At 44.9% G+C, this 21,149-nt stretch carries 18 protein-coding genes and 1 pseudogene; 14 read left to right on the forward strand and 5 right to left on the reverse strand.

What is annotated here, in order from left to right; translation table 11 throughout:
- Positions 1–3 precede the first annotated feature (3 nt).
- Complete coding sequence (locus QUB56_RS20400) at positions 4–1,383, forward strand: ATP-binding protein (RefSeq protein ID WP_332957660.1); 1,380 nt, start codon at positions 4–6, stop codon at positions 1,381–1,383.
- A gap of 4 nt (positions 1,384–1,387) precedes the next feature.
- Positions 1,388–4,117, forward strand: coding sequence for an ATP-binding protein (locus QUB56_RS20405; protein WP_332957641.1), 2,730 nt, complete (start codon positions 1,388–1,390; stop codon positions 4,115–4,117).
- Between the two features lie 238 nt (positions 4,118–4,355).
- Here QUB56_RS20405 and QUB56_RS20410 read toward each other — a convergent pair.
- A pseudogene (locus tag QUB56_RS20410) lies at positions 4,356–5,590 on the reverse strand (RNA-guided endonuclease InsQ/TnpB family protein).
- Positions 5,591–6,184: 594 nt separating this feature from the next.
- On the opposite strand from QUB56_RS20410, the gene QUB56_RS20415 reads away from it, so the two are divergent.
- Complete coding sequence (locus tag QUB56_RS20415) at positions 6,185–7,831, forward strand: SpoIID/LytB domain-containing protein (protein ID WP_332957642.1); 1,647 nt, start codon at positions 6,185–6,187, stop codon at positions 7,829–7,831.
- A gap of 271 nt (positions 7,832–8,102) precedes the next feature.
- Here QUB56_RS20415 and QUB56_RS20420 read toward each other — a convergent pair whose 3' ends face one another.
- A complete protein-coding gene (locus QUB56_RS20420) occupies positions 8,103–8,402 on the reverse strand; it encodes a ferredoxin (RefSeq protein WP_332957643.1) in 300 nt (99 codons plus the stop codon).
- A gap of 600 nt (positions 8,403–9,002) precedes the next feature.
- Here QUB56_RS20420 and QUB56_RS20425 point away from each other — a divergent pair.
- Together QUB56_RS20425 and QUB56_RS20430 are read left to right on the forward strand one after the other, a co-directional pair.
- Positions 9,003–10,016, forward strand: coding sequence for a Gfo/Idh/MocA family oxidoreductase (locus QUB56_RS20425; protein WP_332957644.1), 1,014 nt, complete (start codon positions 9,003–9,005; stop codon positions 10,014–10,016).
- A 373-nt stretch (positions 10,017–10,389) separates the two neighbouring features.
- Entirely contained in the window at positions 10,390–11,430 is a 1,041-nt protein-coding gene (locus QUB56_RS20430) for a chemotaxis protein CheB (RefSeq protein ID WP_332957645.1), read from the forward strand.
- Between the two features lie 281 nt (positions 11,431–11,711).
- Here the strand turns inward: QUB56_RS20430 and QUB56_RS20435 are convergent, their stop codons facing one another.
- Positions 11,712–12,083 carry a glutathione binding-like protein gene (locus QUB56_RS20435; RefSeq protein WP_332957646.1) on the reverse strand — a complete coding sequence of 124 codons (372 nt, stop codon included), beginning with the start codon at positions 12,081–12,083 and terminating at the stop codon, positions 11,712–11,714.
- Positions 12,084–12,464: 381 nt separating this feature from the next.
- On the opposite strand from QUB56_RS20435, the gene QUB56_RS20440 reads away from it, so the two are divergent.
- From QUB56_RS20440 to QUB56_RS20465, 6 genes are all read left to right on the forward strand, one after another.
- The gene (locus tag QUB56_RS20440; RefSeq protein ID WP_332957648.1) at positions 12,465–13,373 is read left to right on the forward strand and encodes a DMT family transporter; all 909 of its coding nucleotides are present in this window, start codon (positions 12,465–12,467) and stop codon (positions 13,371–13,373) included.
- 177 nt (positions 13,374–13,550) lie between these two features.
- Positions 13,551–14,723: an RNA-guided endonuclease TnpB family protein gene (locus tag QUB56_RS20445; RefSeq protein ID WP_332957649.1), complete on the forward strand. Its 1,173-nt coding sequence runs from the start codon at positions 13,551–13,553 to the stop codon at positions 14,721–14,723.
- Position 14,724: 1 nt separating this feature from the next.
- Positions 14,725–14,853: a hypothetical protein gene (locus tag QUB56_RS20450; RefSeq protein ID WP_332957650.1), complete on the forward strand. Its 129-nt coding sequence runs from the start codon at positions 14,725–14,727 to the stop codon at positions 14,851–14,853.
- 27 nt (positions 14,854–14,880) lie between these two features.
- Positions 14,881–15,009, forward strand: coding sequence for a hypothetical protein (locus QUB56_RS20455; protein ID WP_445243376.1), 129 nt, complete (start codon positions 14,881–14,883; stop codon positions 15,007–15,009).
- Positions 15,010–15,026: 17 nt separating this feature from the next.
- Positions 15,027–16,010, forward strand: a complete 984-nt coding sequence (locus QUB56_RS20460) for an aldo/keto reductase (protein ID WP_332957651.1) — start codon at positions 15,027–15,029, stop codon at positions 16,008–16,010.
- Between the two features lie 62 nt (positions 16,011–16,072).
- Positions 16,073–16,291 (forward strand): glutathione S-transferase N-terminal domain-containing protein, encoded by a 219-nt coding sequence (locus tag QUB56_RS20465; protein ID WP_332957652.1) that lies wholly within the window; start codon positions 16,073–16,075, stop codon positions 16,289–16,291.
- On the opposite strand, the gene QUB56_RS20470 is transcribed toward QUB56_RS20465, so the two are convergent.
- A complete protein-coding gene (locus tag QUB56_RS20470) occupies positions 16,268–17,461 on the reverse strand; it encodes a transposase (RefSeq protein ID WP_332957654.1) in 1,194 nt (397 codons plus the stop codon). The two genes, QUB56_RS20465 and QUB56_RS20470, sit on opposite strands and share 24 nt — an antisense overlap.
- A 194-nt stretch (positions 17,462–17,655) precedes the next feature.
- Here QUB56_RS20470 and QUB56_RS20475 point away from each other — a divergent pair, with 194 nt between their 5' ends.
- The 3 genes from QUB56_RS20475 to QUB56_RS20485 all read left to right on the forward strand — a co-directional run bounded on the left by QUB56_RS20475 (position 17,656) and on the right by QUB56_RS20485 (position 19,342).
- Positions 17,656–18,021 (forward strand): glutathione S-transferase C-terminal domain-containing protein, encoded by a 366-nt coding sequence (locus tag QUB56_RS20475; RefSeq protein ID WP_332957656.1) that lies wholly within the window; start codon positions 17,656–17,658, stop codon positions 18,019–18,021.
- Positions 18,022–18,477: 456 nt separating this feature from the next.
- On the forward strand, positions 18,478–18,705 hold the full coding sequence (locus QUB56_RS20480) for a hypothetical protein (RefSeq protein ID WP_332957657.1): 228 nt from the start codon (positions 18,478–18,480) through the stop codon (positions 18,703–18,705).
- 364 nt (positions 18,706–19,069) lie between these two features.
- Positions 19,070–19,342 carry a hypothetical protein gene (locus QUB56_RS20485; RefSeq protein WP_332957658.1) on the forward strand — a complete coding sequence of 91 codons (273 nt, stop codon included), beginning with the start codon at positions 19,070–19,072 and terminating at the stop codon, positions 19,340–19,342.
- 637 nt (positions 19,343–19,979) lie between these two features.
- Here the strand turns inward: QUB56_RS20485 and QUB56_RS20490 are convergent.
- Positions 19,980–21,149: Ig-like domain-containing protein (locus QUB56_RS20490; protein ID WP_332957659.1), on the reverse strand; the 1,170-nt coding region annotated here is incomplete at its 5' end.

Below are 21,149 nucleotides of genomic sequence, written 5' to 3' on the forward strand. Positions count from 1 at the left end.
TTTATGAACCTAGATTTCGATAAATTCTGGAATGCCTGCAACTCCACTGAGTCCCTAAAATTAGGCAATGCCGAAGATCGGCGGTATTACATTGATTTTTCTAAGGTGCGTGGCGAGAAAATTATTGACGTACTCAAACGGACAATTAGCCGTTCGTCATCAGATAAACCGAGTTGCCAATTGTTTACCGGACATATTGGTTGCGGAAAGTCTACTGAATTGTCGCGACTGCAAAAAGAGTTGACAGATCAGGGATTTCATGTAGTTTACTTCGAGTCAACACAAGACCTCGATCAAATGGATCTCGATTTGACAGATATCATGTTGGCGATCGCCCGGCGAGTCACCCAAAGCTTGGAAGAGAACAAAATTTCCTTGCAGCCCCAGGGTTTTAAAGAATTCTTAAAAAATAGTTGGAATTTTTTACAAACCCCTGTGACTTTAGAAGCCGAAGGAGAACTTTTTGGCAACAAAATCAAGGGCAATACAGACGGAAATCTGGAAGTTTCTCTGCCTTTAGGCATCGCCAAAATCATTGCCAAAACCAAAAGCAATCCCGACTTGCGATCTAAACTGAGACAGTACATGGAACCGCAAGCGAATAAAATGTTAGAACTGATCAATCAAGAAATTATTGATGTAGCCATTAATCAGCTAAAGCAGCGGAGTAAAGAAGGATTGGTGGTGATTGTTGACAACTTAGACCGGATAGTTTTTCGACCCAATGCAGCGGGGCGACTGTTGCCAGAATATATCTTTATTGACCGGGGCGATCAGTTGCGGCAACTGAATTGCCATTTAGTTTATACCCTGCCGCTGGGATTGATTTTTGGCAATGAAAGTGAAATTTTGAAAAATCGCTTGGGAGGCGGAGTTGACCCGAAAGTTTTGCCGATGGTACCAGTAAAGAATAGAGACGGCAGCGAATGTGTTGAGGGGATGAATTTGCTGCGGCGCATGGTGATGTCGCGGGCTTTTCCCGATGTGCCAACCGAGGAATATATTACATTAATTACCGAAGTTTTTGACAGTCCTGAAACTTTAGATGAATTGTGTCGTGTCAGCGGAGGTCATCTGCGAAACTTGATGGGGATGCTGTTTGGTTGCTTGCAGCAAGATGACCCTCCTATTTCGCAAAGTGTTTTGAAATCAGTGATTCGCAGTGCCCGCGACACTCTGATTCGCGGCATTGATAATGATGAGTGGGAATTACTGTTTAAGGTTGTGAAAGAACAAAGCATTAAGGGAGATAAAGAATACCAAGACTTGCTGCGAAACCTGTGGGTTTTTGAATATGTAGACCTTCAAGGAATTTGGTTTGCGTTGAATCCGCTGTTGATGGAAACTGACAAATTTAAGCTGTGGCAGCAGCACAATTCGTGAGATTATGATAAACTCAAATCTAGCCGAAGATATTGCAGCAGAAAATGAGCGATCGCTCTCTACTTTGGTACGGACGATCGCCCGCTTTCAAGGAAGTTTTTCTTTAACTATAGTGCGCTGCAATTATGCTAGCTTGCGTTCGGCAATGCTGGACAAATTGCGCGATCGCTCGACTGTTGAATATCAAGAATTAGTCCTCGAACCTGCGACTAAAACACTTTATCAAACCATTCTCAATGCCGTCCAAGAGCAACCGCCGAAAGCTTTAATAATTGTCGGTATAGAATCGGTGGTGGCCATTGATGACCTCCTGGCTGGGGCTAATCGAGCGCGAGACCAATTCAAGCAAGATTTTGCTTTTCCTTTGATATTATGGGTGACGGATGCTGTACTGTCTAAATTTAGTCGATCGGCGAGTGATTTGAAGTCTTGGGCTCCTCCCCCAATTCAGTTTACCATGCCGCCCGATGATTTGATGAATTTGTTGTGGCAAAAAGCAGAGCAAGCTTTTGCTAATGCTGAGAATTTCAAATTAGATGACTGTAAAATTGAGTCCCTGAGGAATGACCTGTCAAGTTTGGGAGAAACATTAAACCCAGAATTGCACGCAAGTTGGCTATTTATTGGGGGTTTAGTTGCCTTTCATAAAAGTCTAATAGATTTAGCACTAGAACATTATCAGCAAAGTTTGACATTTTGGCAGCAAAATCAGCAGTGGGAAAGGCAAGGAATTGTCTGCCAGAAAATTGCCCAAGCTTACAACCGCAAAGCGGAATTGCACCGGGCAGGAAATCAAGATTATTGGCGCGAAGCTAGAAAGTATTTACAGCAATCTCTGGAGAGTTTTGAGCAAGCACAACGAAATGATTTAGCGGCTAAATGTATTAGCGAACTTGGCGAAGTGCTGCGACTTTTACAAGCTTGGGAAGAGTTGCAAACTTTAGCAGTCAAAGCCTTAGAAATGCACGAAATTTACGGTACTCCGAGTCAAGTAGCTGAAGATTACGGCTTTTTGGCTGAGGTGGCGCTGCAACAATCTCAGTGGGAAAAAGCTTGCGAATCGGCTAAATTAGCATTGTCTGTTTTGGCGCAAGCAGGAATAAATAAAAAAGAGACTGGTTTGTATCTGCTACTTTTGGCAAAAGCGCAGCGAAATCTTATCCCCTGTTCGACAGTTAACCCCCCCCAGCCCCCCCTTGCTAAGGGGGGGAGTGAGTCTGTATTTTCCCCTCTTGAGATTATAGAAACTTTAACACAAGCGAAAGAAATTACACAGCCTCAAGATGACGTGCAGCTTTATTTGAGGATTTTAGAAGAGTTGAGAACTCTCTATTTTGAGCAAAGCGAATATTTAAAAGCATTTCACATTAAACTAGAACAACAAGCAGTTAAAAGCAAATATCGACTGCAAGCTTTTATCGGTGCCAGCCGCTTGCAGTCGCCGCAACAAATAATTGACATCGGTTTAGAATCCGGTAAGTCAAAAGCTGAAATTATTGAGGAAATTGAAGCAGCTTCCGGGCGATCGCACGATATTAAAGAGCTCAGTAAACGGATACGTATACCTGCTTGCAAGCTGACGATCGTTCACGGACAATCTGGGGTAGGAAAAAGTTCGATAATTCAGGCATGGTTAGTTCCGGCACTGCAACTGACAACCTTTGAAGCGCGGGACATATTGCCTATTTTATTGCAATCATATCATGATTGGGTGAGGGATTGCGGTGAGTCTTTGAAAGCAGGAATTGAACAATTAAAAGCTGTGAATTTGTCAGGGGCGATCGACACTCCGACAGCTATTTTAGAACAGTTGCGACTGAATCAAGACCGTAATTTATTAACTGTATTAATCTTTGACCAGTTTGAGGAATTTTTCTTTGCTTATCGAGATCCAATTGCTAGGCAAGAGTTATATGATTTTCTGGCTGAATGTTTAAATCAGATTAGCGAGCTCAAAATTATCTTCTCGCTGCGGGAAGATTATCTTTTCTACTTGTTAGAGTTCAATCGCGCTACCAATTTATATATTATTGATAACGACATTCTCACGAAAAAAATCTGCTATTACTTGGGAAATTTCTCAATTTCAGATGCGAAAGCTATTGTTCAAACATTAACAAAAGGATCTCAATTTTACTTGGACGATGATTTGGTAAACGCACTGGTAGCAGATTTAGCAGGTGAAGTGGGAGAAGTACGGCCGATCGAACTGCAAATCGTGGGATTGCAACTGGAAAAAAGGCAGATTACTCGACTGAGTGAATATCAGCAACTTGGCAGTCAGGCTAAGGTCAAACTGGTTGAGGAGTTTTTAGATGAAGTTATCGCAGATTGTGGTAAGGAGAATCAAAATATTGCCAAAGTTGTGTTGTATTTACTGACGGATGAAAACAACACTCGTCCTCAGAAAAATTTTGCTGAATTAGCAGCAAGTTTACGAATAGAGTTAGTAGAATTAGAGTTAGTTTTAGAGATAATCGTTAAATCGGGATTGGTATTAGAAGTGCCGGGAACTCCGAAACGCTACCAACTTGTTCACGATTATTTAGTGCCTTTTGTCCGCCAATGGGACAAGGCTAAATTACCAGAAATAATGGAACAATCTGAGGAGATTAAAGCTTTAAAGCAGAGCGCCAAAGAAATCAGAAAAATTTGCGACCAACAACAAGAGGAATTAGAAAAATTGTTAGCACTACTCAATAGAAATTTAAAAATACAAGAGGAATTAGAATAGTTGTTAGCAATACAAAATAGAAATTTAAAAATTATGGCTATTTTTATTATTAATAGTATAATTCTGTTGAGCATTATAGTGGTCGATATGATTATAAGGGGAGTAGCGTAACAACAACTAAACCAAGCATAGAAATTGATAAAATTAGAGCGATCGGCAAGTGATGCTTTGAGACTGTTTGAGTGGGGAAATAATCAAATAGAGCGATCTAACAGACAAGCTGATACAAGAATGTGAACTACCCGCCACTAACCGCAAGCGGCTTGATGGGGGCTTCTGTACTCACAGGCGAATGCCTCAAAACAGACTGACGCCCGCTATGAGGTCTTACTTCCCCTCCTACAGCAGAAACGGCTGTTCCATCCGTCTGTAGCATTCTGATTCCTTCTGTTCTATTATTTGCAGCAGCGTTTCCATCTCGATCGTGATGAGTGCCACAATGGGGACAAGTCCAGTCCCTTACATCCAGCGGCATTTCATCTATTTGATAGAAACAATTAGAACAGAGTTTGGAACTAGGGAACCATCTATTTATCTCTACTAACTTTCCCGCCTTACGTTCTAATTTATAGGCTAAAAAATTAGTGAAAATTCCCCATCCACAATCAGATATTGCTTTAGCTAAGCTATGATTTCGCACCATGCCTTTGACATTAAGATTCTCTACAACGACAACTTGGTTTTCGTTGACTAGCTTATGCGAAAGCTTGTGTAGAAAATCTTGACGTGCGTTTGATACTCGCTCGTATACCCTAGAGGCTATTTTTTTTGCTTTGAACCTTGAGTTACTACCATCTTTTTTTCTGGCTAATTTTTGCTGTTTCCTCTTGAGATTTTTTTCATGCACAGCTAAATGTTTGGGATTGCTATATTTATATACTTTCTCTCCATCGTGAGTTACTGCAAAGTCCTTAACGCCTAAGTCAATACCTATTACCTTGCCCTCAGTTGAGATCCGTGGGTTTTCTCCTTCCGTCTCAAGCAATATCGAGGCAAAATATTTTCCAGCAGGTGTTTTGCTCAGGTAACGGTTTTCACTTTTCCATCAATCTGTCGATGAATTTTAGCTCTCACTTCCCCGACTTCACCAGGAATCTTAATAGTGTTATTGGCTAATATTTTGACGTTTTGAGGGTATTGAATAGATTGCTTACTTTTCTTTGACTTGAATTTGGGAAATCGGCTTCGACCCTCAAAGAAATTTTTATAAGCTGTAACTAATTTGAGAGTAGTAGCCTGCAATACCTGACTGTAGCAATCAGCCAACCAAGATGTTTCTTCTTGCTGCTTGAGTTTTGGCAATAAAGAATTTAGTGCTACTTGTCCTATTCCTTTACCTGTTTGTTTGTAAGTCTCGATCGACTTATTTAGGGCAAAATTCCACCACCAACGCGAACAACCAAATGCTTGAGCCAATTTTTGTTCTTGGCTTTGCGTTGGATAGATTCTAACTTTGATGGCTTGGTGTTGCACGAGATATTTTGACTACTTCTCTAGGTTGAATATAAAATTATTGTTTAGCCTTGTCAAGCACAGGGTTGTTGTTCGTTTTTTGGTCGCTCCATACCTTCCTAACTTTGGGGAACTCAGGGACTTAATGCCCTGACGGTTGTCTGGTTAGAGGTTATTTCTCGGCAGGATGCCCTGACAAAATTTTCATGCCTTTTCATAAATCGCCTTCAATACTCTATTTAAAGTAGTCCTAGGGTGCGTCGCCACAGAAAATCCCCAACTTGCATATCGACTTTTCGAGTGGTGACGCACCTGTACCTAAAGTTTGGATAGTTTCAGGGCTTCTCATGGGAGGCTAGAAACCGGGTTTCTAGGAAATTTTGTGTTTAGTAGCGAGAAATCTACGAAGAAACCCGGTTTCTGAGAGCACAACTATTTTGCAAGGTGCGTCGCTGCGAGATTGTCGCTTTTTTTTAGGGATTTATCTCAGGCGACACACCCACGGCTAGCTCAAGCGTATTGGCCTATCTTCCGGAATTTCCCTATAGCAGCGGTCAAATGTGCTAACGTACAATCAAAAATCCCTCAATTTCAACTATCGCGAGACAGATAACCGTGTTCGCTCAAGCACCTCCAACTCCCAATTACAAATGGTTTAGCTGCATTTCCAGCACTGTTTTCACCGCACTGTGCCTGTTGCCCCTTTTGGGCGCTGCGGCCTACGCCCAAACTCCCCAAAATAGACCCATCAAAATCGGCGTGGTGCAGCGGTTTGGCACCAAAGCAACCGACAAACTGACGCTGAAAGCATTACCGGGCGACAGCTTAACTTTGCGTTACAAAACTCCTCAAGGCATAGAAACCAAAACTGCTGCTAGCGTCAAGTTAGAAATAGCCCCGAAACCGCTGGAATCGCCCTTAGTAGAAGAACGAGTGGTACTGAGTTCTCACCGCAGTTTCGAGAGTGCAGAAGATAGCGCCAATCAGTGGCGGGCTAAGGGAATTGAGGTAGAAATTGCTCAACCTTTTCGCTGGCAAGTTTGGGCGAAAAGAGATACTTACAACTCTCCTTTGGTGCGGCGCTGGCTGTTGCAAAGTTTGCAAGCTCAAGGGAACAAAACAGCTTTTTTGGATTCCAAAGTTTTTAAACAAATACCCCAGGCATTTTGGGTTTTAAACGGCTTTCGTTTCAACCGCAATGAGTTGGATGTGACGGCGGGGAAAAATGTGATTGAGGTATTTGAACAAACCACCCAAGAGGCGACAGCTACTGAACCAGAAAAAGCTATTCAACAAACTCACCGTTATGGCGGCAGTTTGCGCCTGCAAAAAAATGCTTACGGCACTTATACTTTGGTGAATCAAGTGCCGACTGAAACTTATTTGCGGGGTGTTGTTCCTCACGAAATTGGGGCCTTTTCGCCTTACGCTGCGATTGTCGCTCAAACGATTTTAGCGAGAACCTACGCCCTGAGAAATTTGCGCCGGTTTGCTGTGGATAATTATGAGTTGTGCGCTGATGTTAACTGTCAAGTTTATAAGGGTTTGACTGAAGTTTACCCGCAAAGTGATAAGGCGATCGCCGAAACGACTGGTTTGGTGCTAACTTATCAAAATCAGTTGGTTGACGCGCTCTATTCCGCGTCTAGCGGCGGCGTGACAGCGACTTTTGGCGATGTGTGGGAGGGCGCGGAACGTCCATATTTGCGATCGATCGTCGATTCGCCTAATAATATTTGGGATTTGTCCAAGCAGAGTTTGTCTGACGAAAACAATTTCCGCCGCTTTATCAGTTTGGAAAAAGGGTTTAATGAGGAAAAAGAAGACACGTTTCGCTGGCGCGAACCAGCTTCTTTGACAGCGATTGGTGGATTTCTCAAACAGTATCTTCAGAAAAAACAGCACCCGCTGGCTAATTTTAAAACTCTCACTCAGGTGCAAGTGGTGGAAAGGTCGCCTGCCGGTCGTGTTTTGAAAATGAAGGTTCAAACTGACTTGGGTCCCATTGATATCGACAAAGACGAGATTCGCAATGCTTTTTACCCGCCGATTAGCACGCTTTTTTACCTCGAACCAATTTACAATCCAGACAAAACTCTCAACGGTTATGCTTTTGTCGGAGGCGGTTTCGGGCACGGGGTGGGAATGAGTCAGACTGGTTCTTACAATTTAGCTAATTTGGGCTGGAATGGCTCTCGAATTCTGGGCTTTTATTTTCCCGGCGCTCAAGTTGTGCCGCTCAGCGATGCCATTAAATTTTGACACCCATAAAATTAAACACCCAAAATTGAGTGAGGACTTGCGTAAAAACTATCGAATGCAAGCAGGAGCCAAGCAATCTCAATCCCGGATTTTTCCGAATCTTTAGCGCAAGTCCTAAAATTTTGAGATTTTAGATTTTAGATTCTAGACAGGATTTTACGAGTTAACTAAAATCTGCTATCTAAAATCTAAAATTATTCGGTCAGTTATAGCCTCAAACTGCTATTAATCCATAGCTGGGAGCTAGAGCAGATGGCTGACGGCCACCTTTTTAGTACAGTTCTTCTTCTTTGTGAGTTTCTATGGTGCAGTCAGACATGGGATAGGCGACGCAGGTGAGAACAAATCCGGCCTCGATTTGCTCGTCGTCCAAGAAAGATTGGTCGGATTGGTCAATTGTGCCTGATATGAGTTTGCCGGCGCAGGTGGAGCAAGCACCAGCGCGACAAGAGTAGGGGAGGTCGATTCCTGCTTCTTCAGCAGCATCAAGAATGTAAGTATCGTCATCAACGTCAATGGTCTGGTTAATTCCTTCGGTTTCGTTGACGAGGGTAACTTTGTAAGTTGCCATGCACTAAATCCTCTCAAAAATTCAACAAGATTGATAATTTTTCCTAATGCAACCTTCAAGGCTCTATTAGCTTTGAGGTTAGGTCTTAGGTTCGTTCCCTCTATGATATTAGGGGAAAGAAGCAAGGTTGCAACACTCATTTACAAAAAATTTGAATGGGATTAGTTATAACTTTTTCTAATTTCATCTTGATTACTTATACCTATGTTGGCTTCAGCCTTGTGATACTGTTGCCGCAAGACTTGCGCAAAACAAGCCGGTTTCTGGGAAAAATCCTGTTTTGAGGCGTACAGCACAAAAATCGGGTTGTTGGTATGCGGTGTGTCTCACGAGTTTCAGCAAGATTTGCAGCTTGCGCCAAGTCCCTGCCGCCTAAAATCTGGGCGATGGAACCCTAAACCCCTGCAACGCAAGTCTGTAACTAAGTAAGTGGAAATAAACATAAGCTGGCTAAAGGTGGGTTTTGCGCCCATAAACTGGCTTTTACTATATATCCTTGCCGCTTTCGATCGCCTACAAGACCCTACAGGATATTATGGTTTTTTTTAGCTTACCTACTTAGCTAAAATCTAAAATCTAAAATCTAAAATCTAAAATCCTATGACTCTGATTAATACTCGCTCTGGTTTTTCGGTTAATTCTCCAATTCGCGTGGGGATTGTGGGTACTGGTTTTGCGGCTAAGTTGAGGGCCGAGACGGTTCAAGCTGATGGGCGATCGAACTTGGTAGCAGTTGCGGGCCACAACCCGGAGAAAACAGCAGCATTTTGTCAGAGGTTCGGGGCCGAAGCTGCGGTTTCTTGGCGCAAGCTGGTAGAAAGAGACGATTTAGATTTGGTAATCGTCTCTACGGTGAACCGGGATCACGGGGCGATCGTCCGGGCGGCGCTAGAAAATGACAAGCACGTTGTGGTGGAATATCCTCTATCTTTAGATGTATCAGAAGCAGAAAGGGCGATCTCCCTTGCAGCCCAAAAGCAAAAACTCCTCCACATCGAACACATCGAACTGTTAGGCGGTTTACACCAAGCAATCAAAAAATCTTTGCCATTAGTCGGTAAAGTTTTTTATGCCCGCTACGCTACTATTACTCCTAAACATCCAGCGCCGCAGCGGTGGACTTATCAACATTCCCTCTTTGGGTTTCCGTTAGTTGGTGCAATCTCGCGACTGCAGCGATTTACTGATTTGTTCGGGGAAGTGACAAGCGTTAACTGTCAAGCGCAATTTTGGGACACTCAGCCGGATTTATACAAAGCTTGTTTGTGCAATGCACAGTTGCGCTTTGCCAATGGCCTTGTCGCTGAAACTGTTTACGGCAAAGGAGAGATTTTTTGGCAGCCTGAAAACGTTTTTACCATCTACGGTGAAGCAGGAACCCTGGTTTTTACGCCAGAATCCGGTCAATTAATTCAGGGAGAAAATCGGCGATCGCTCGAAGTGGGAACGCGGCGCGGCTTGTTTGCCAAAGACACCGATATGGTGTTAGAATTTTTATTAAACGGTACGCCTTTGTACGTGAGTAATGCCAGTAGTTTGTACGCATTGAAAGTTGCAGAGGCTGCGAGGATATCGAGCGAAATTAGGCAAGATGTAGCCGTGAGTTATTTGTAAATAGGACTAACTCAATAAATCGTTTTTTAGGCTATTGATAGGGTAAGGTGGGCAGCGGCGCCTTACAGTAAAATTGCCAGAGTCTATCTATAGTAGTTCGTACTCTAACTTACATTAAAGAGTTATGCCTGCGAGCAAAAATATTTAGAACTCAAAGCACTGTCGAATCCAGGTTTTAGCCTTGACGACCATTTTGTAACTGCTGCTAAACATCAACCAATTTGTGCTAAAAAATAAAAAAAACATATAACCTTTTTCAGTAACATGAGGTACGATCTGGCCTCAGGCATAAGGCATAGGGCATACCTCACCACGCTTGAGAACCGCTATAGATAATATTAGGCTGGTTTCAGTCACTAGAAAAAAGGAATTTATGCCTGGACACGACATTATCGTTATTGGAGCTTCCGCAGGCGGACTCAAAGCACTGGGCGCGATCGTCGGTAGTCTGCCGAATGACATAGATGCTTCCATCTTTATTGTTCAGCACCTCCCAGCCGATAAGCCCAGCATTCTTCCCAAAATTCTGGCAGATGTAAGCTCTCTGCCGGCATCTCACGCGTCCGACGGAGAGCCAATTCAAAAAGGGCGAATCTACGTCGCGCCGCCCGATTATCACCTGTTGCTCAATCAAGGCTCAATGCGCGTGGTGCATGGGCCTAAAGAAAATAGATTTCGACCCGCGATCGATACGTTATTTCGTTCAGCGGCTCGTGCTTATGGTTCAAGGGTGGTGGGTGTGGTACTGACTGGCTATCTGGATGATGGCACGGTGGGATTGCAGGCAATCAAGAAACGGGGCGGAGTGGCGATCGTCCAAGATCCCAAAGAAGCAGAATACCCCAGCATGCCAAAGAGTGCCTTGCGATATGTGAAGGTCGATCGCTGCCTGCCACTGGCAGAAATCCCACACCTGCTAGTGCAGTTATCCAAGCAACCTGCTGCCGAGCAAGAGGCCTACCCGATGACCGAAGAGATCGAAATTGAATCTAACATTGCTCAACAGCAACTGAATACTGAGGAGCTTTTAGAGAATGTAGAAGCGATCGGGACTCGGACAACTTACACCTGCCCTGAATGCAACGGCAGCCTCTGGCAAGTTGACAAATCAGAGCCGCTGCGGTTTCGCTGTCACACGGGGCACTCCTTTACGGCTGATACATTTCTGGCAGAGCAAACTCAGAATTTAGAGAAGGCGTTATGGTCGGCAGCTCGAATAATGGAGGAAAAAGTCATATTTTTCCGTCAAATGTCTGAGCGAATGGGAAATTACAATTTACAAAGTGCGGCAGCAAAATACGAAGAGCACGCCAAAAGCCTGGATGCCGAAGTATCACTGATTCGAGACATAATTCTCAACGGCTTTGCCATGAAACAAAACATTTTCGAAACAGATGAAGAGCTGCCGCAGTAACTCAACCTCCATAAGGTTTTTTTTCTACCCAGCCATACGCTTAACAAGTGTTTTACAGCCGCGTAAAAACTTACTCGTCAAGGCGCAGCACTTATTACTTTATACAACTGAGAAAGGTGAGGGTAATGTTCTAGACTTATAGTATGTTTAGCCTCATTTAAATTCAATTTAATTGTGTGAGGTTGAGATATATAGCCTTTCTCAGTAACATGAGGTACTATGTGGCTCACGGGCTCACGGGCCCACGGGCATAGGGCATACCTCACCACGCTTGAGAACTTCTATAGATCTGGATTTTTTACTCGATTTATCCAAGTTTGAGTTGTTGGAAATTTGGTTAAATCAAATCCGCCTTCGCCCGCAAAGTGAGTGTAAGTAAATAAACCGATGTCAGCAATAGTATAGCGATCGCCTGTAAAAAAATCATGGTTTGCTAAATGCTGTTCCATCACCCCCAAAGCACCATAACCCGGTGCTTGTTTTTGTTTAAGTGCTTCCTGATATTCTTGTGCTTTCCCCGTCAAATAGCCAAAACGAGAAGTATCAATAAAAGGTTCGTGACTGTACTGCCCAAAAAATAACCGCTGCATGACTTGAGCTCGTTCAAATTTATCACTCGATAAAAACTCTGTTCCTTCACTCAAATAACACATAATTGCCTTTGATTTAAATAAAAATTCAGCCCGTTCTATTTCTCAAACATGAATACGCCCGTTAGGAGGTTTCAGCAAAAACTCAGTTATTCGACTTTATCCTTTAAAAATATCAATTTCGCGTCCCGCAAATTAAATATTAAGCTGAGTTAAAAGCAAGCGGATTTTGGAGCACTTCCCAGAGAGAAAATATTCGTAAACTTTCAACATGAGTATTTTTTTTTACCGCCGAGAACACAGAGTACGCAGAGTTAAGAAAGAAAGAGAAGTTCCCAAGTTATTATTGTAGCATTTGGGGTAAGAGCAGAATTGCTACGTTCAGAAGTAATATGGGTAAGGTGCGCCACCGATCGCCCTAAATTAATCAATATTGGAGACTCAATGAGATCCTACTGGAAAAATCTTCACTTGAATTCGGAAACTATCGGCTTAATCTACGGTTTTTTGGGTGTAGTTGGATTTAGCTTGACCTTACCTGCAACCAGAGCCGCTGTGATAGATTTAGACCCGCTTTTTGTAGGCTTAGGACGCGGATTAGTAGCAGCTATACTAGCAGCCTTTACTCTGCGGATAACGCATCAACCCATTCCCTCAAAACAGCAACTTCGGAGTTTATTAGTTGTCGGATTGGGAGTTGTTTTGGGATTTCCGGTACTATCGGCTTGGGCAATGCAGCAAGTACCTGCCGCCCACGGTGCTGTGGTGTTGGGATTGTTGCCTTTAGCAACAGCGATAGCAGGGTTTTTGCGAGCTGGCGATCGCCCTGATTTCAGCTTCTGGATTGCTAGCATTGTCGGTAGTACAACCGTTGTTCTTTTTGGAATTATTAGTGGCGCTGGCCAGCTTCATCCCGCAGATTTAGCTTTGTTTGGATCTGTAATTGCTGCTGCTTTTGCCTATGGTGAAGGTGGGCGATTAGCTCCGATTTTAGGTGGATGGCAAGTTATCAGTTGGGCCTTGGTGATTGTAGCTCCTTTCGAGGTTTTGCCAACAATATTTGTGGTCTTAAAACAAGGGTTGATAGCTTCACCGATAGCCTGGCTCGGTTTTGCTTATGTGAGTGTTGTCAGTCAATTTATCGCATTTTTTGCCTGGTATCACGGTATGGCAATTGGTGGAGTTGCCCGGGTAGGGCAAATTCAGTTATTGCAACCATTTTTGACGATCCTAGCTTCGGCAATGTTGCTTGGTGAAACTCTGGAGCCGATCGCCCTAGTCACGGCCTGTTTGGTTGTTGCTAGCGTAGCTGCGGGTAAAAAAGCATCAATTAAGCGGGCAGAAGATTTGTGAGGCGATCGTTTTCTCAACAGGCTGCTGACTCCAATCATTGACTTTCACCTTAATGTCGCAAGGAGGCTCCCGCTATAACGAAGTTTAGCGGCGAGAGGAATTCCGACAAACAATAAACGCGCGGTAGCGCAACCTTAAAAATTAAGCTATAATCATGTTAGTGAGTTTTTGTTAAGGATGAACCAAGTTCTGACGCTAGTTGTCAAGCTTCAAGTTAGTACCGAAAAGCAGCAATTGTTGTTGGATACGGCTAGTGCTTTCGCGTCAGCTTGTAATTGGATTAATCACAATATTAATCCTAACCTAACCAACAGAAACTCAATCCAAGCCGTCTGCTACAAAAATGTAAAAGACCAGTTTGGGTTAACGGCTAACCACGTTGTTAGAGCTTGTGCCAGAGTAGGAGCCAATCGCCTAACGGCAAAACAGAAAGGGAAAAAGGTCAAGAGCTTTAAGCCCACTAGCTTTGATTGTGATGCTAGGACTTTTAGTTTCGTTGAGTCAAATTGGACGGTTAGCATTTCTACAACAGGTAAACGGTTAACCGTTCCTCTAAGAGCTAGCAATTACCATCGCGGCAAGTTAGCTGGACAAAACCCTACTTCGGCTCAAGTTTGTTTACACAAAGACGGTTGTTGGTATGTCCACATTCAGCTAAAGTTAGAATCTCCGAAAACTATTAAGGCAACTAACGTCATCGGTGTCGATCTGGGACCCAGAGATATTGCAGTTACCAGCACAGGTAAATCCTGGTCGGGTAAGGAAATTCAAAAAACTAGAGATAAATACAGTCGGGTTCGGGCTTCTTTGCAAAAGAAAACATCCCAAGGCACAAGGTCTACTCGCCGTAGGGCTAGACAGATTCTGAAACGGTTATCGGGACGCGAAAGAAGGTACCAAACCTGGCTAAACCATAACATCTCAAAAGCGATTATTTGTGAGGCAAAACAGACTCAATCCTTCGTTTCTATAGAAGATTTAACGGGGATTCGGGGACGAACTAACTCTCAACCCAGAAACAAAACTGAAAGAAGACGGTCTAATGCCTGGGCTTTTTATCAGTTAAAAACGTTTCTTGAATACAAAGGAATCTCCGAAGGGATTGAGGTAATCGCTGTCAATCCAGCCTATACAAGCCAAAGTTGTCATTGTTGTCTGCATATTGGCGTAAGAACCGAAAAACGTTTTAAGTGCAGCAACAAGGTTTGTGGTTGGATTGGAGACGCGGATGAAAATGGCTCAAAGATGATTGCACTATTGGGGCTGACCGTAAACCAGCCTAGAGGTTCCTGGTTATCTTGCGAGATAACTGGAGGGCTACCAAAAGCCCACACTATAGCCTCAGCTTAGTGTGGGTAGTTTACCTGCTATCAATCGAAGCTGGATTGATGCTCAGGGACGTTCAGAAGCGATCGCAATCTACCGCATCGAGGCGAGTGAAATGAGCGGACGCACGACTGATGGAGTCAGCAGCCGCTAAGAACCGAAATAGCTCAAACATTCGAGCATGAATGAATTTTATGCGATCGCCATTGAGGCAGATGCCTTTGGCCGTGCGATCGCCTGTGCCATTGAGCAGCCCGGTGATGTTGATGTGAATGAAATCATCATCCCTCCGACACCTCAAGAACTTTAGACTAATAGGAAAACATCATGAAACAGCGAAAACTCGGCAATCAAGGATTAGTAGTCTCAGAGTTAGGACTCGGCTGTATGGGTATGTCCGAGTTCTACGGCATAGCCGATGAGTCAGAAGCGATCGCCACCATTCATCGCGCCTTAGAGCTAGGCGTGACGTTGCTCGACACGGCTGATATGTACGGTGTGGGTCACAATGAAGAGTTGGTCGGCAAAGCAATTAAAGGGAATCGAGATCGAGTCATCATCGCCACCAAGTTTGGCAATGTACGCGGTAGCGACGGCAGCTTTCAGGGCGTGAATGGCAAACCCGAATATGTCCGCTCTTGCTGTGATGCCAGTCTCAAGCGTCTGGGCGTAGATACGATCGATCTTTACTATCAGCACCGAGTCGATCCAAACACTCCCATCGAAGAAACCGTAGGTGCAATGGCGAAGCTCGTCCAAGCCGGGAAAGTTCGCTACCTTGGCCTTTCCGAAGCCGCCAGCGCCACGATCCGCCGTGCAATGGCAGTGCATCCTATTTCCGCACTCCAGACTGAATATTCGCTGTGGAGTCGGGAGCCAGAATCCGAGATTTTGCCCACCTGCCGAGAGCTAGGGATTGGGTTTGTGCCTTATAGCCCTCTGGGGCGCGGGTTTCTCACAGGCAAAATCAAGAGCCTCGACACGTTATCTGAGGGAGACTATCGGGCCCAGCGATATCCTCGCTTTCAAGCCGATAATCTCCAGCAAAATCTCGAGTTAGTCGAGCAGATAGAGCAGATGGCCGCCGCTAAGGGCATCAAAGCTGGACAGTTGGCCCTGGCATGGGTATTAGCCCAAGGCGAGGACATTGTGCCAATTCCAGGCACCAAACGCCGCACTTATTTAGAAGAAAACATTGCAGCAGCCGCTGTGACACTGACTCAAGCAGAACTAGACCAGATCGCCACAGCCCTGCCATTAGGAATTGCGGCGGGCGATCGCTACCCGGATATGAGCAGCGTCAATCGTTAGGAATAGGTGCGAGTAAAGTATTTTTAACTACGGCTAAATTTTTGATTAAGGCTCTATAAATCATGTCAAAACTTGTTGTGTACGGAACACCGGTCAGTACCTATGTCCGTACCGTCCGGCTGCTGCTTGAGGAAATAGCCGTAGACTATACCCTGCACAGGGTTGATATCTTGAATGGTGAAAACAAGTCCGCAGAGTACCTTGCTAAGAATCCCTTTGTTGACACTCCTCGACCTAAAGGTGCGAGGATTCTTGGCTCAACCAGTCGGCTTGCTCGCTGATGTCACCACCAACGAGTAGAGGTCGGTCTGTCCCCAAGCGTTAATTTCGGTGTGCCCCACCGTATTTAAAACGATTCCCGCTTGTTTCAATCCTTTCGCTAAAATATTCAGCGCTGCGTTGTGGTCGCGGTCTAGTACTGCACCGCAACTACAAACGTGAGTCCGAACCGATAACGATTTTTTAACAGCATTTCCACAGGCAGAGCAATCTTGAGAAGTGTACACAGGAGCAACAGCAATTACTGTCTTGCCATACACTTTTCCAAAGTATTGCAACCATTGAGCGAATTGATCCCACGCTGCATCGCTAATTGATTTAGCAAGTTTGTGATTCTTTACCATGTTCCTCACCTGCAAATCTTCGTAGGCTACGAAATCGCTAGATTTCACTACGCACAATGCCGTCTTAACGGCGAAGTCTTTACGCTGCCTACCAACTTTCAGATGTTTTTTTCCTAGTCTGTTAATCGCTTTTTTGCGGTTTTTAGAACCCTTTTTCTTCCGGGAGACTCGTTTTTGCGCTCTTTTTAGAGCTTTTTCACTTTTGCGAAGATAACGAGGGTTGGGTGCAGTATTTCCATTGCTGTCTGTGTAGAAGTGGTTCAACCCCACATCTATCCCAATAGACTTACCCGTGGGTACAGCTTCCTCAGTCCGCTCTACGCTGATACAGAACTGAACATAGTAGCCGTCGGCACGTCGTACAACTCTGACTCGCTTAATCTCGGTAGGTGCATAAAAATGCAAATCACGAGAGCCGACCAATTTAAATGTCCCTGCTGCAAAGCCGTCGATAAAAGTTAGACTCCTTTTGTCAGCAGAAAGCTTCCAGCCTGTTGTTTTGTACTCTACACAGCGAGTGTGTTTCTTGAACTGCGGGTAACCCTTTTTCCCAGGTTTCTTCGCCTTACAGTTAGCAAAAAAACGCCCAATAGCAAAAATGGCACGTTCAGCAGAAGCCTGACGCGCCATCGAATTAAGTTTTCCCGCCCATTCAAACTCACGCGCCATCACGGCACATTGCTTGTATAGGTCGGACAACTTAACTCCTTCATTATCGATCCAATAACGTAGAGCCTTGTTTCTGACAAACTGCGCTGTGCGGATCATATCGTCAACGATCCGATATTGCGCTAGCTTGCCTTTTAACTTAAACTCTAGTGTTATCATGCAATTATCTTAACACTTTATGAGCGATTGTCGCTATAATTTAAAAGCCGTCCTTAAGAACCGGGCTTTAAACCCAGCTTCTTGGTAAAGTCCCCACTATTGAAGTAAATGGAGAACTGCTCTACGAAACGGCTGTTATTACCGAATACCTGGATGCCACTTTAGCCGATCGCAAGTTTAGCTTTTCCGAGCCCATGCTCCAAGCTCGGATGCGTCAAATCATGGCGATTATTGATAGCTATTTGTTTGCCCCTGCCATTGGCAGCATTGTGGTTCAGCGACTGATTTTGCCGAGTCTGGGGCGTAAGACTGATGAGGCTAAAGTCAAAAATGCGATCGCGCCTGCACAAACGGCTCTAGAGGCGATCGAGTCGCTAGCTGCAGGTAGCGCCTATCTGCTCGGCAGCGAAGCGAGCATTGCTGATTTCTATCTGATTCCGATCTTGATGTACCTTTCCCAAACTCCAGAGTTTGAGGCGATTACCGCTCAAACGCCGAAACTGCGGAGGTGGCTGGATGAGCTTAGCCAGTTGCCCAACGTCAAAAAACTGTGTGCTTAATAGCAGTCAAATAGGCTGCAGGAAATCACTGGAGTGGAACTCGAACAGATGTAATCTTTGGCATCCCATGTTGAGCTAATTTGGGCACTGACTCCTCTACTAGAAGCGATCTGCATCACCATTTCGATTGTCTTTATCTTGGATTTCGGCATCAAATTTCTCGTCCTCTGAAACTCTCTTACCAGGCGGGGTGATGACGAAGAATTTCAAAGGTGGTACCCGCCACGTGATTTATCCGTGGAATCAATCCCAAATCGATTTTCGAAAATCCTCAAGAAAGAGCATTTATCTCGCGCAAGTCAATCTCAAATCTCAAATCGATTTTCGAAAATCCTCAAGAAAGAGCATTTATCCGTGGGGTCAATCTCAAATCTCAAATCGATTTTCGAAAATCGATTGACCGCGATCTGCTCTGATTACTTTCCGAAAACAGCGTCAGGGGGGGTGCTTTGTTTTTTGCTGGCGTTGCGTGCGATCGGGGTATGTGGTTATTTGACGGCAACCCGGGCAACATTTTTTTTAGTCAGGATGCGATCGAGCGATCGAGCAGAACTAGCAGTCGCCAAATCAATTCAAGCTCTGCCAGCAGAAATTACTGCACTGCGAACTGAGATTCAAGCCTGCTTCACCCAAAGGTTTAGACCTGTGAATTGCTGTCTAATTATAGATAACTTTCTAATTTAAACTGTTCCCATCGATAGATGATATTTAATTTTTTTAAATTTACTATCAAAGAATAGCCTAACCAGTCAACCTCAATGATAAAAACACTCATAAGTAAGTGAAATGACCCTAATAAAAACATGACTTTTTCTCTCCCAACAGCTTCATTAATGCAAGTTCCCTCTAATTCTGGGATACTGATGCTGGGAATGGCTGGCAGAGATGTAATAAAAACTGCTAGATAAATTCTACGCTCATGTGGTGGTCATCACTGTTTTTTCTTGGCAATAATCTAATAATGGCTTGGATTCGTTGTTATCAAGAAAAATTTGTGTAAGTCATTGAAATCAATTCATACCTTTTATTACAGTGAGAGGAGAAACTCATGGAAAATACATTGTTCGATCGCACGTTCCGGGACAGCGAAGGCCAAATTGTTATAGCTCAGCCGCCAAATCTACCGCTGATTGTCGGGATTGTAGCTAGTTTATTAAAGCTCGTTGTTCCAACAGGGCAAATTAATTTAGCGTTGGAGCTAGTAGCCTTTGGCTCTTTGTTTACTTGGGCTTGGGAAGAATTATTTCAAGGCGTTAATTACTTTCGGAGAGCCTTAGGTCTGATTGCGCTGGTTGGTCTAATTGCGTGGAAACTTCAATAAGTAGGTAAACATCAATAAATCCTATCGACCATAACCTTACCTCAAAAATCTACGCCAACTCTTCTTTTGTTATTGACACGATCGCTCAAGTTTCCGATCTAGAAATTACATCGCGCTGAGGCGATTAGCTTGACTCGATAGCATTCCCTCCTTCTCTTTAATACCGCAATTGTCGTGATGAGTATTAATACAGCAGATTCCACGTTGATGAAGTACAGCACTCAAGCGAGCGCTGTAGGGAAACGGCACTCCTGTGTCCTCTATCGAAAGCTATTTACCTCACTTACCTAAAAAATGCTGTATCATTGCGGGTTTAATGCAGTAATTACAGCAGATTCCACCTTTATCAAGTACACCCCAGAAGCCGAGTTTCTTGCTGAAACCCGGCTTCTGTGTACCTCACTTATATTACCTGGAAAGTCCTGTATAATGCTTTCTCAACAGCCACTCATGCAGAAAATCAGAATCGATATCCAACAAAGTGTCTGACCGTCTTAAACAAAATGCTGAAAAAATTATGCGGATGTGGGAGAAGCGGGCGCGCGATGAAGTCAGTGCATCAACGCATCAAAATTCCCTTGTCTTGCAAAATTCCCTTCCTCCCGACAAAACTCGCCCTCACCTTCGTTGGCAGTCCCTAAACAGTGAGGAAATTCGAGGCAGTCAGAGTATTCGTATTCACCCCAGTCAGGACGGCCAAAACTTCAGTACCGAAAATAATATTATTACCCGAGAACGAGAGATTCTCAAAGGTCAAACCACCAGTCAGACCGATTTTATCGTTGCTCAAATTAAAGTCAGTAATCGTATCGGTGCCATCGCCGGAGGCAAACACGAAGACATCGCCGCCAGAGCCACCTGTTAAGGTGTCGTTGCCCAGTCCCCCTCTCAAGGTGTCAGTGCCATTGCCGCCATAGAGTAAGTCGTCACCTGCATTCCCCAATAGCAAGTCAGTGCCATTGCCGCCAATCAAGGTGTCGTCCCCGGCATTGCCGATGAGGGTATCGGGACCATTGCCGCCAATCAAGATGTCGTTCCCGGCATTGCCGGTGAGGGTATCGGGACCATGACCACCGTTTTGGACAGTCCCGACGGCGACAATAACCGTAGCACTGCTGGTGCCGCCGTTGCCGTCGCTGATGCTGTAGTCAAAGCTGGCGCTGCCACTGAAGCCAGTCGTTGGGGTGAAGGTAATGTAGTCATCAGCACTGCTCCTGGGTGTGCCGTTATCGTTGAGGACGGCTGTGCCTCCCGTGAAGTTGCTGACACCGGTGAGGGTTAGGGGGTCGCCGTTGGCATCGGTGTCGTTGGCAAGTAAAGTGTTAACTGAAATGTTAATAGGTGTGTTTGGCGTGGCGCTGACACTGTCGGGGTTGGCGACGGGGGGAGTATTCAGGCTGGTGATATTAATCGTACCGTAAACATTATCATTGTTGGTTGATGTCCCGGCATCGTTAGCCGCACTGTTGCCGCTGAAGGTGAGAGTTCCGAAAGAATTGACGGTGGGGAGGACCGAAGGCATTCCCTGGTTGTTGCGGTTAGTATTGGTGGTGGATTGCATGATGAAGATTGCCCCACCCAAGCCCTGACCTGAGTTAGGTCCCGTCCCACCGGTAGCGGTATTGCCCGTAAAGGTGGTGTTGTTGAGGGTTAAAGAACCACTGCGGACAAAGATGCCCCCTCCTAGTCCAGCACCGCCGCCGCCGCCGAAGCCGCCGTTGCTGCCGGGCCTGCCGCCGGTGCCGCTGCCGCCGCCGAAGCCGCCGGGGTCGCCGCCGAAGTCGGGGCCGGTGTGGGTGGCCATGCC

The sequence above is a fragment of the Microcoleus sp. AR_TQ3_B6 genome (assembly GCF_036702785.1).
Lineage (GTDB): Bacteria > Cyanobacteriota > Cyanobacteriia > Cyanobacteriales > Microcoleaceae > Microcoleus.

Excerpts from the sequence above, each read along its gene's own strand:
- QUB56_RS20400 (WP_332957660.1), top strand. The coding sequence starts at position 4 with ATGAACCTAGATTTCGATAAATTCTGGAATGCCTGCAACTCCACTGAG.
- QUB56_RS20405 (WP_332957641.1), top strand. The coding sequence starts at position 1,388 with ATGATAAACTCAAATCTAGCCGAAGATATTGCAGCAGAAAATGAGCGA.
- QUB56_RS20420 (WP_332957643.1), bottom strand. The coding sequence starts at position 8,402 with ATGGCAACTTACAAAGTTACCCTCGTCAACGAAACCGAAGGAATTAAC.
- QUB56_RS20425 (WP_332957644.1), top strand. The coding sequence starts at position 9,003 with ATGACTCTGATTAATACTCGCTCTGGTTTTTCGGTTAATTCTCCAATT.
- QUB56_RS20430 (WP_332957645.1), top strand. The coding sequence starts at position 10,390 with ATGCCTGGACACGACATTATCGTTATTGGAGCTTCCGCAGGCGGACTC.
- QUB56_RS20435 (WP_332957646.1), bottom strand. The coding sequence starts at position 12,083 with ATGTGTTATTTGAGTGAAGGAACAGAGTTTTTATCGAGTGATAAATTT.
- QUB56_RS20440 (WP_332957648.1), top strand. The coding sequence starts at position 12,465 with ATGAGATCCTACTGGAAAAATCTTCACTTGAATTCGGAAACTATCGGC.
- QUB56_RS20445 (WP_332957649.1), top strand. The coding sequence starts at position 13,551 with ATGAACCAAGTTCTGACGCTAGTTGTCAAGCTTCAAGTTAGTACCGAA.
- QUB56_RS20455 (WP_445243376.1), top strand. The coding sequence starts at position 14,881 with ATGAATGAATTTTATGCGATCGCCATTGAGGCAGATGCCTTTGGCCGT.
- QUB56_RS20460 (WP_332957651.1), top strand. The coding sequence starts at position 15,027 with ATGAAACAGCGAAAACTCGGCAATCAAGGATTAGTAGTCTCAGAGTTA.
- QUB56_RS20465 (WP_332957652.1), top strand. The coding sequence starts at position 16,073 with ATGTCAAAACTTGTTGTGTACGGAACACCGGTCAGTACCTATGTCCGT.
- QUB56_RS20470 (WP_332957654.1), bottom strand. The coding sequence starts at position 17,461 with ATGATAACACTAGAGTTTAAGTTAAAAGGCAAGCTAGCGCAATATCGG.
- QUB56_RS20475 (WP_332957656.1), top strand. The coding sequence starts at position 17,656 with ATGCTCCAAGCTCGGATGCGTCAAATCATGGCGATTATTGATAGCTAT.
- QUB56_RS20485 (WP_332957658.1), top strand. The coding sequence starts at position 19,070 with ATGGAAAATACATTGTTCGATCGCACGTTCCGGGACAGCGAAGGCCAA.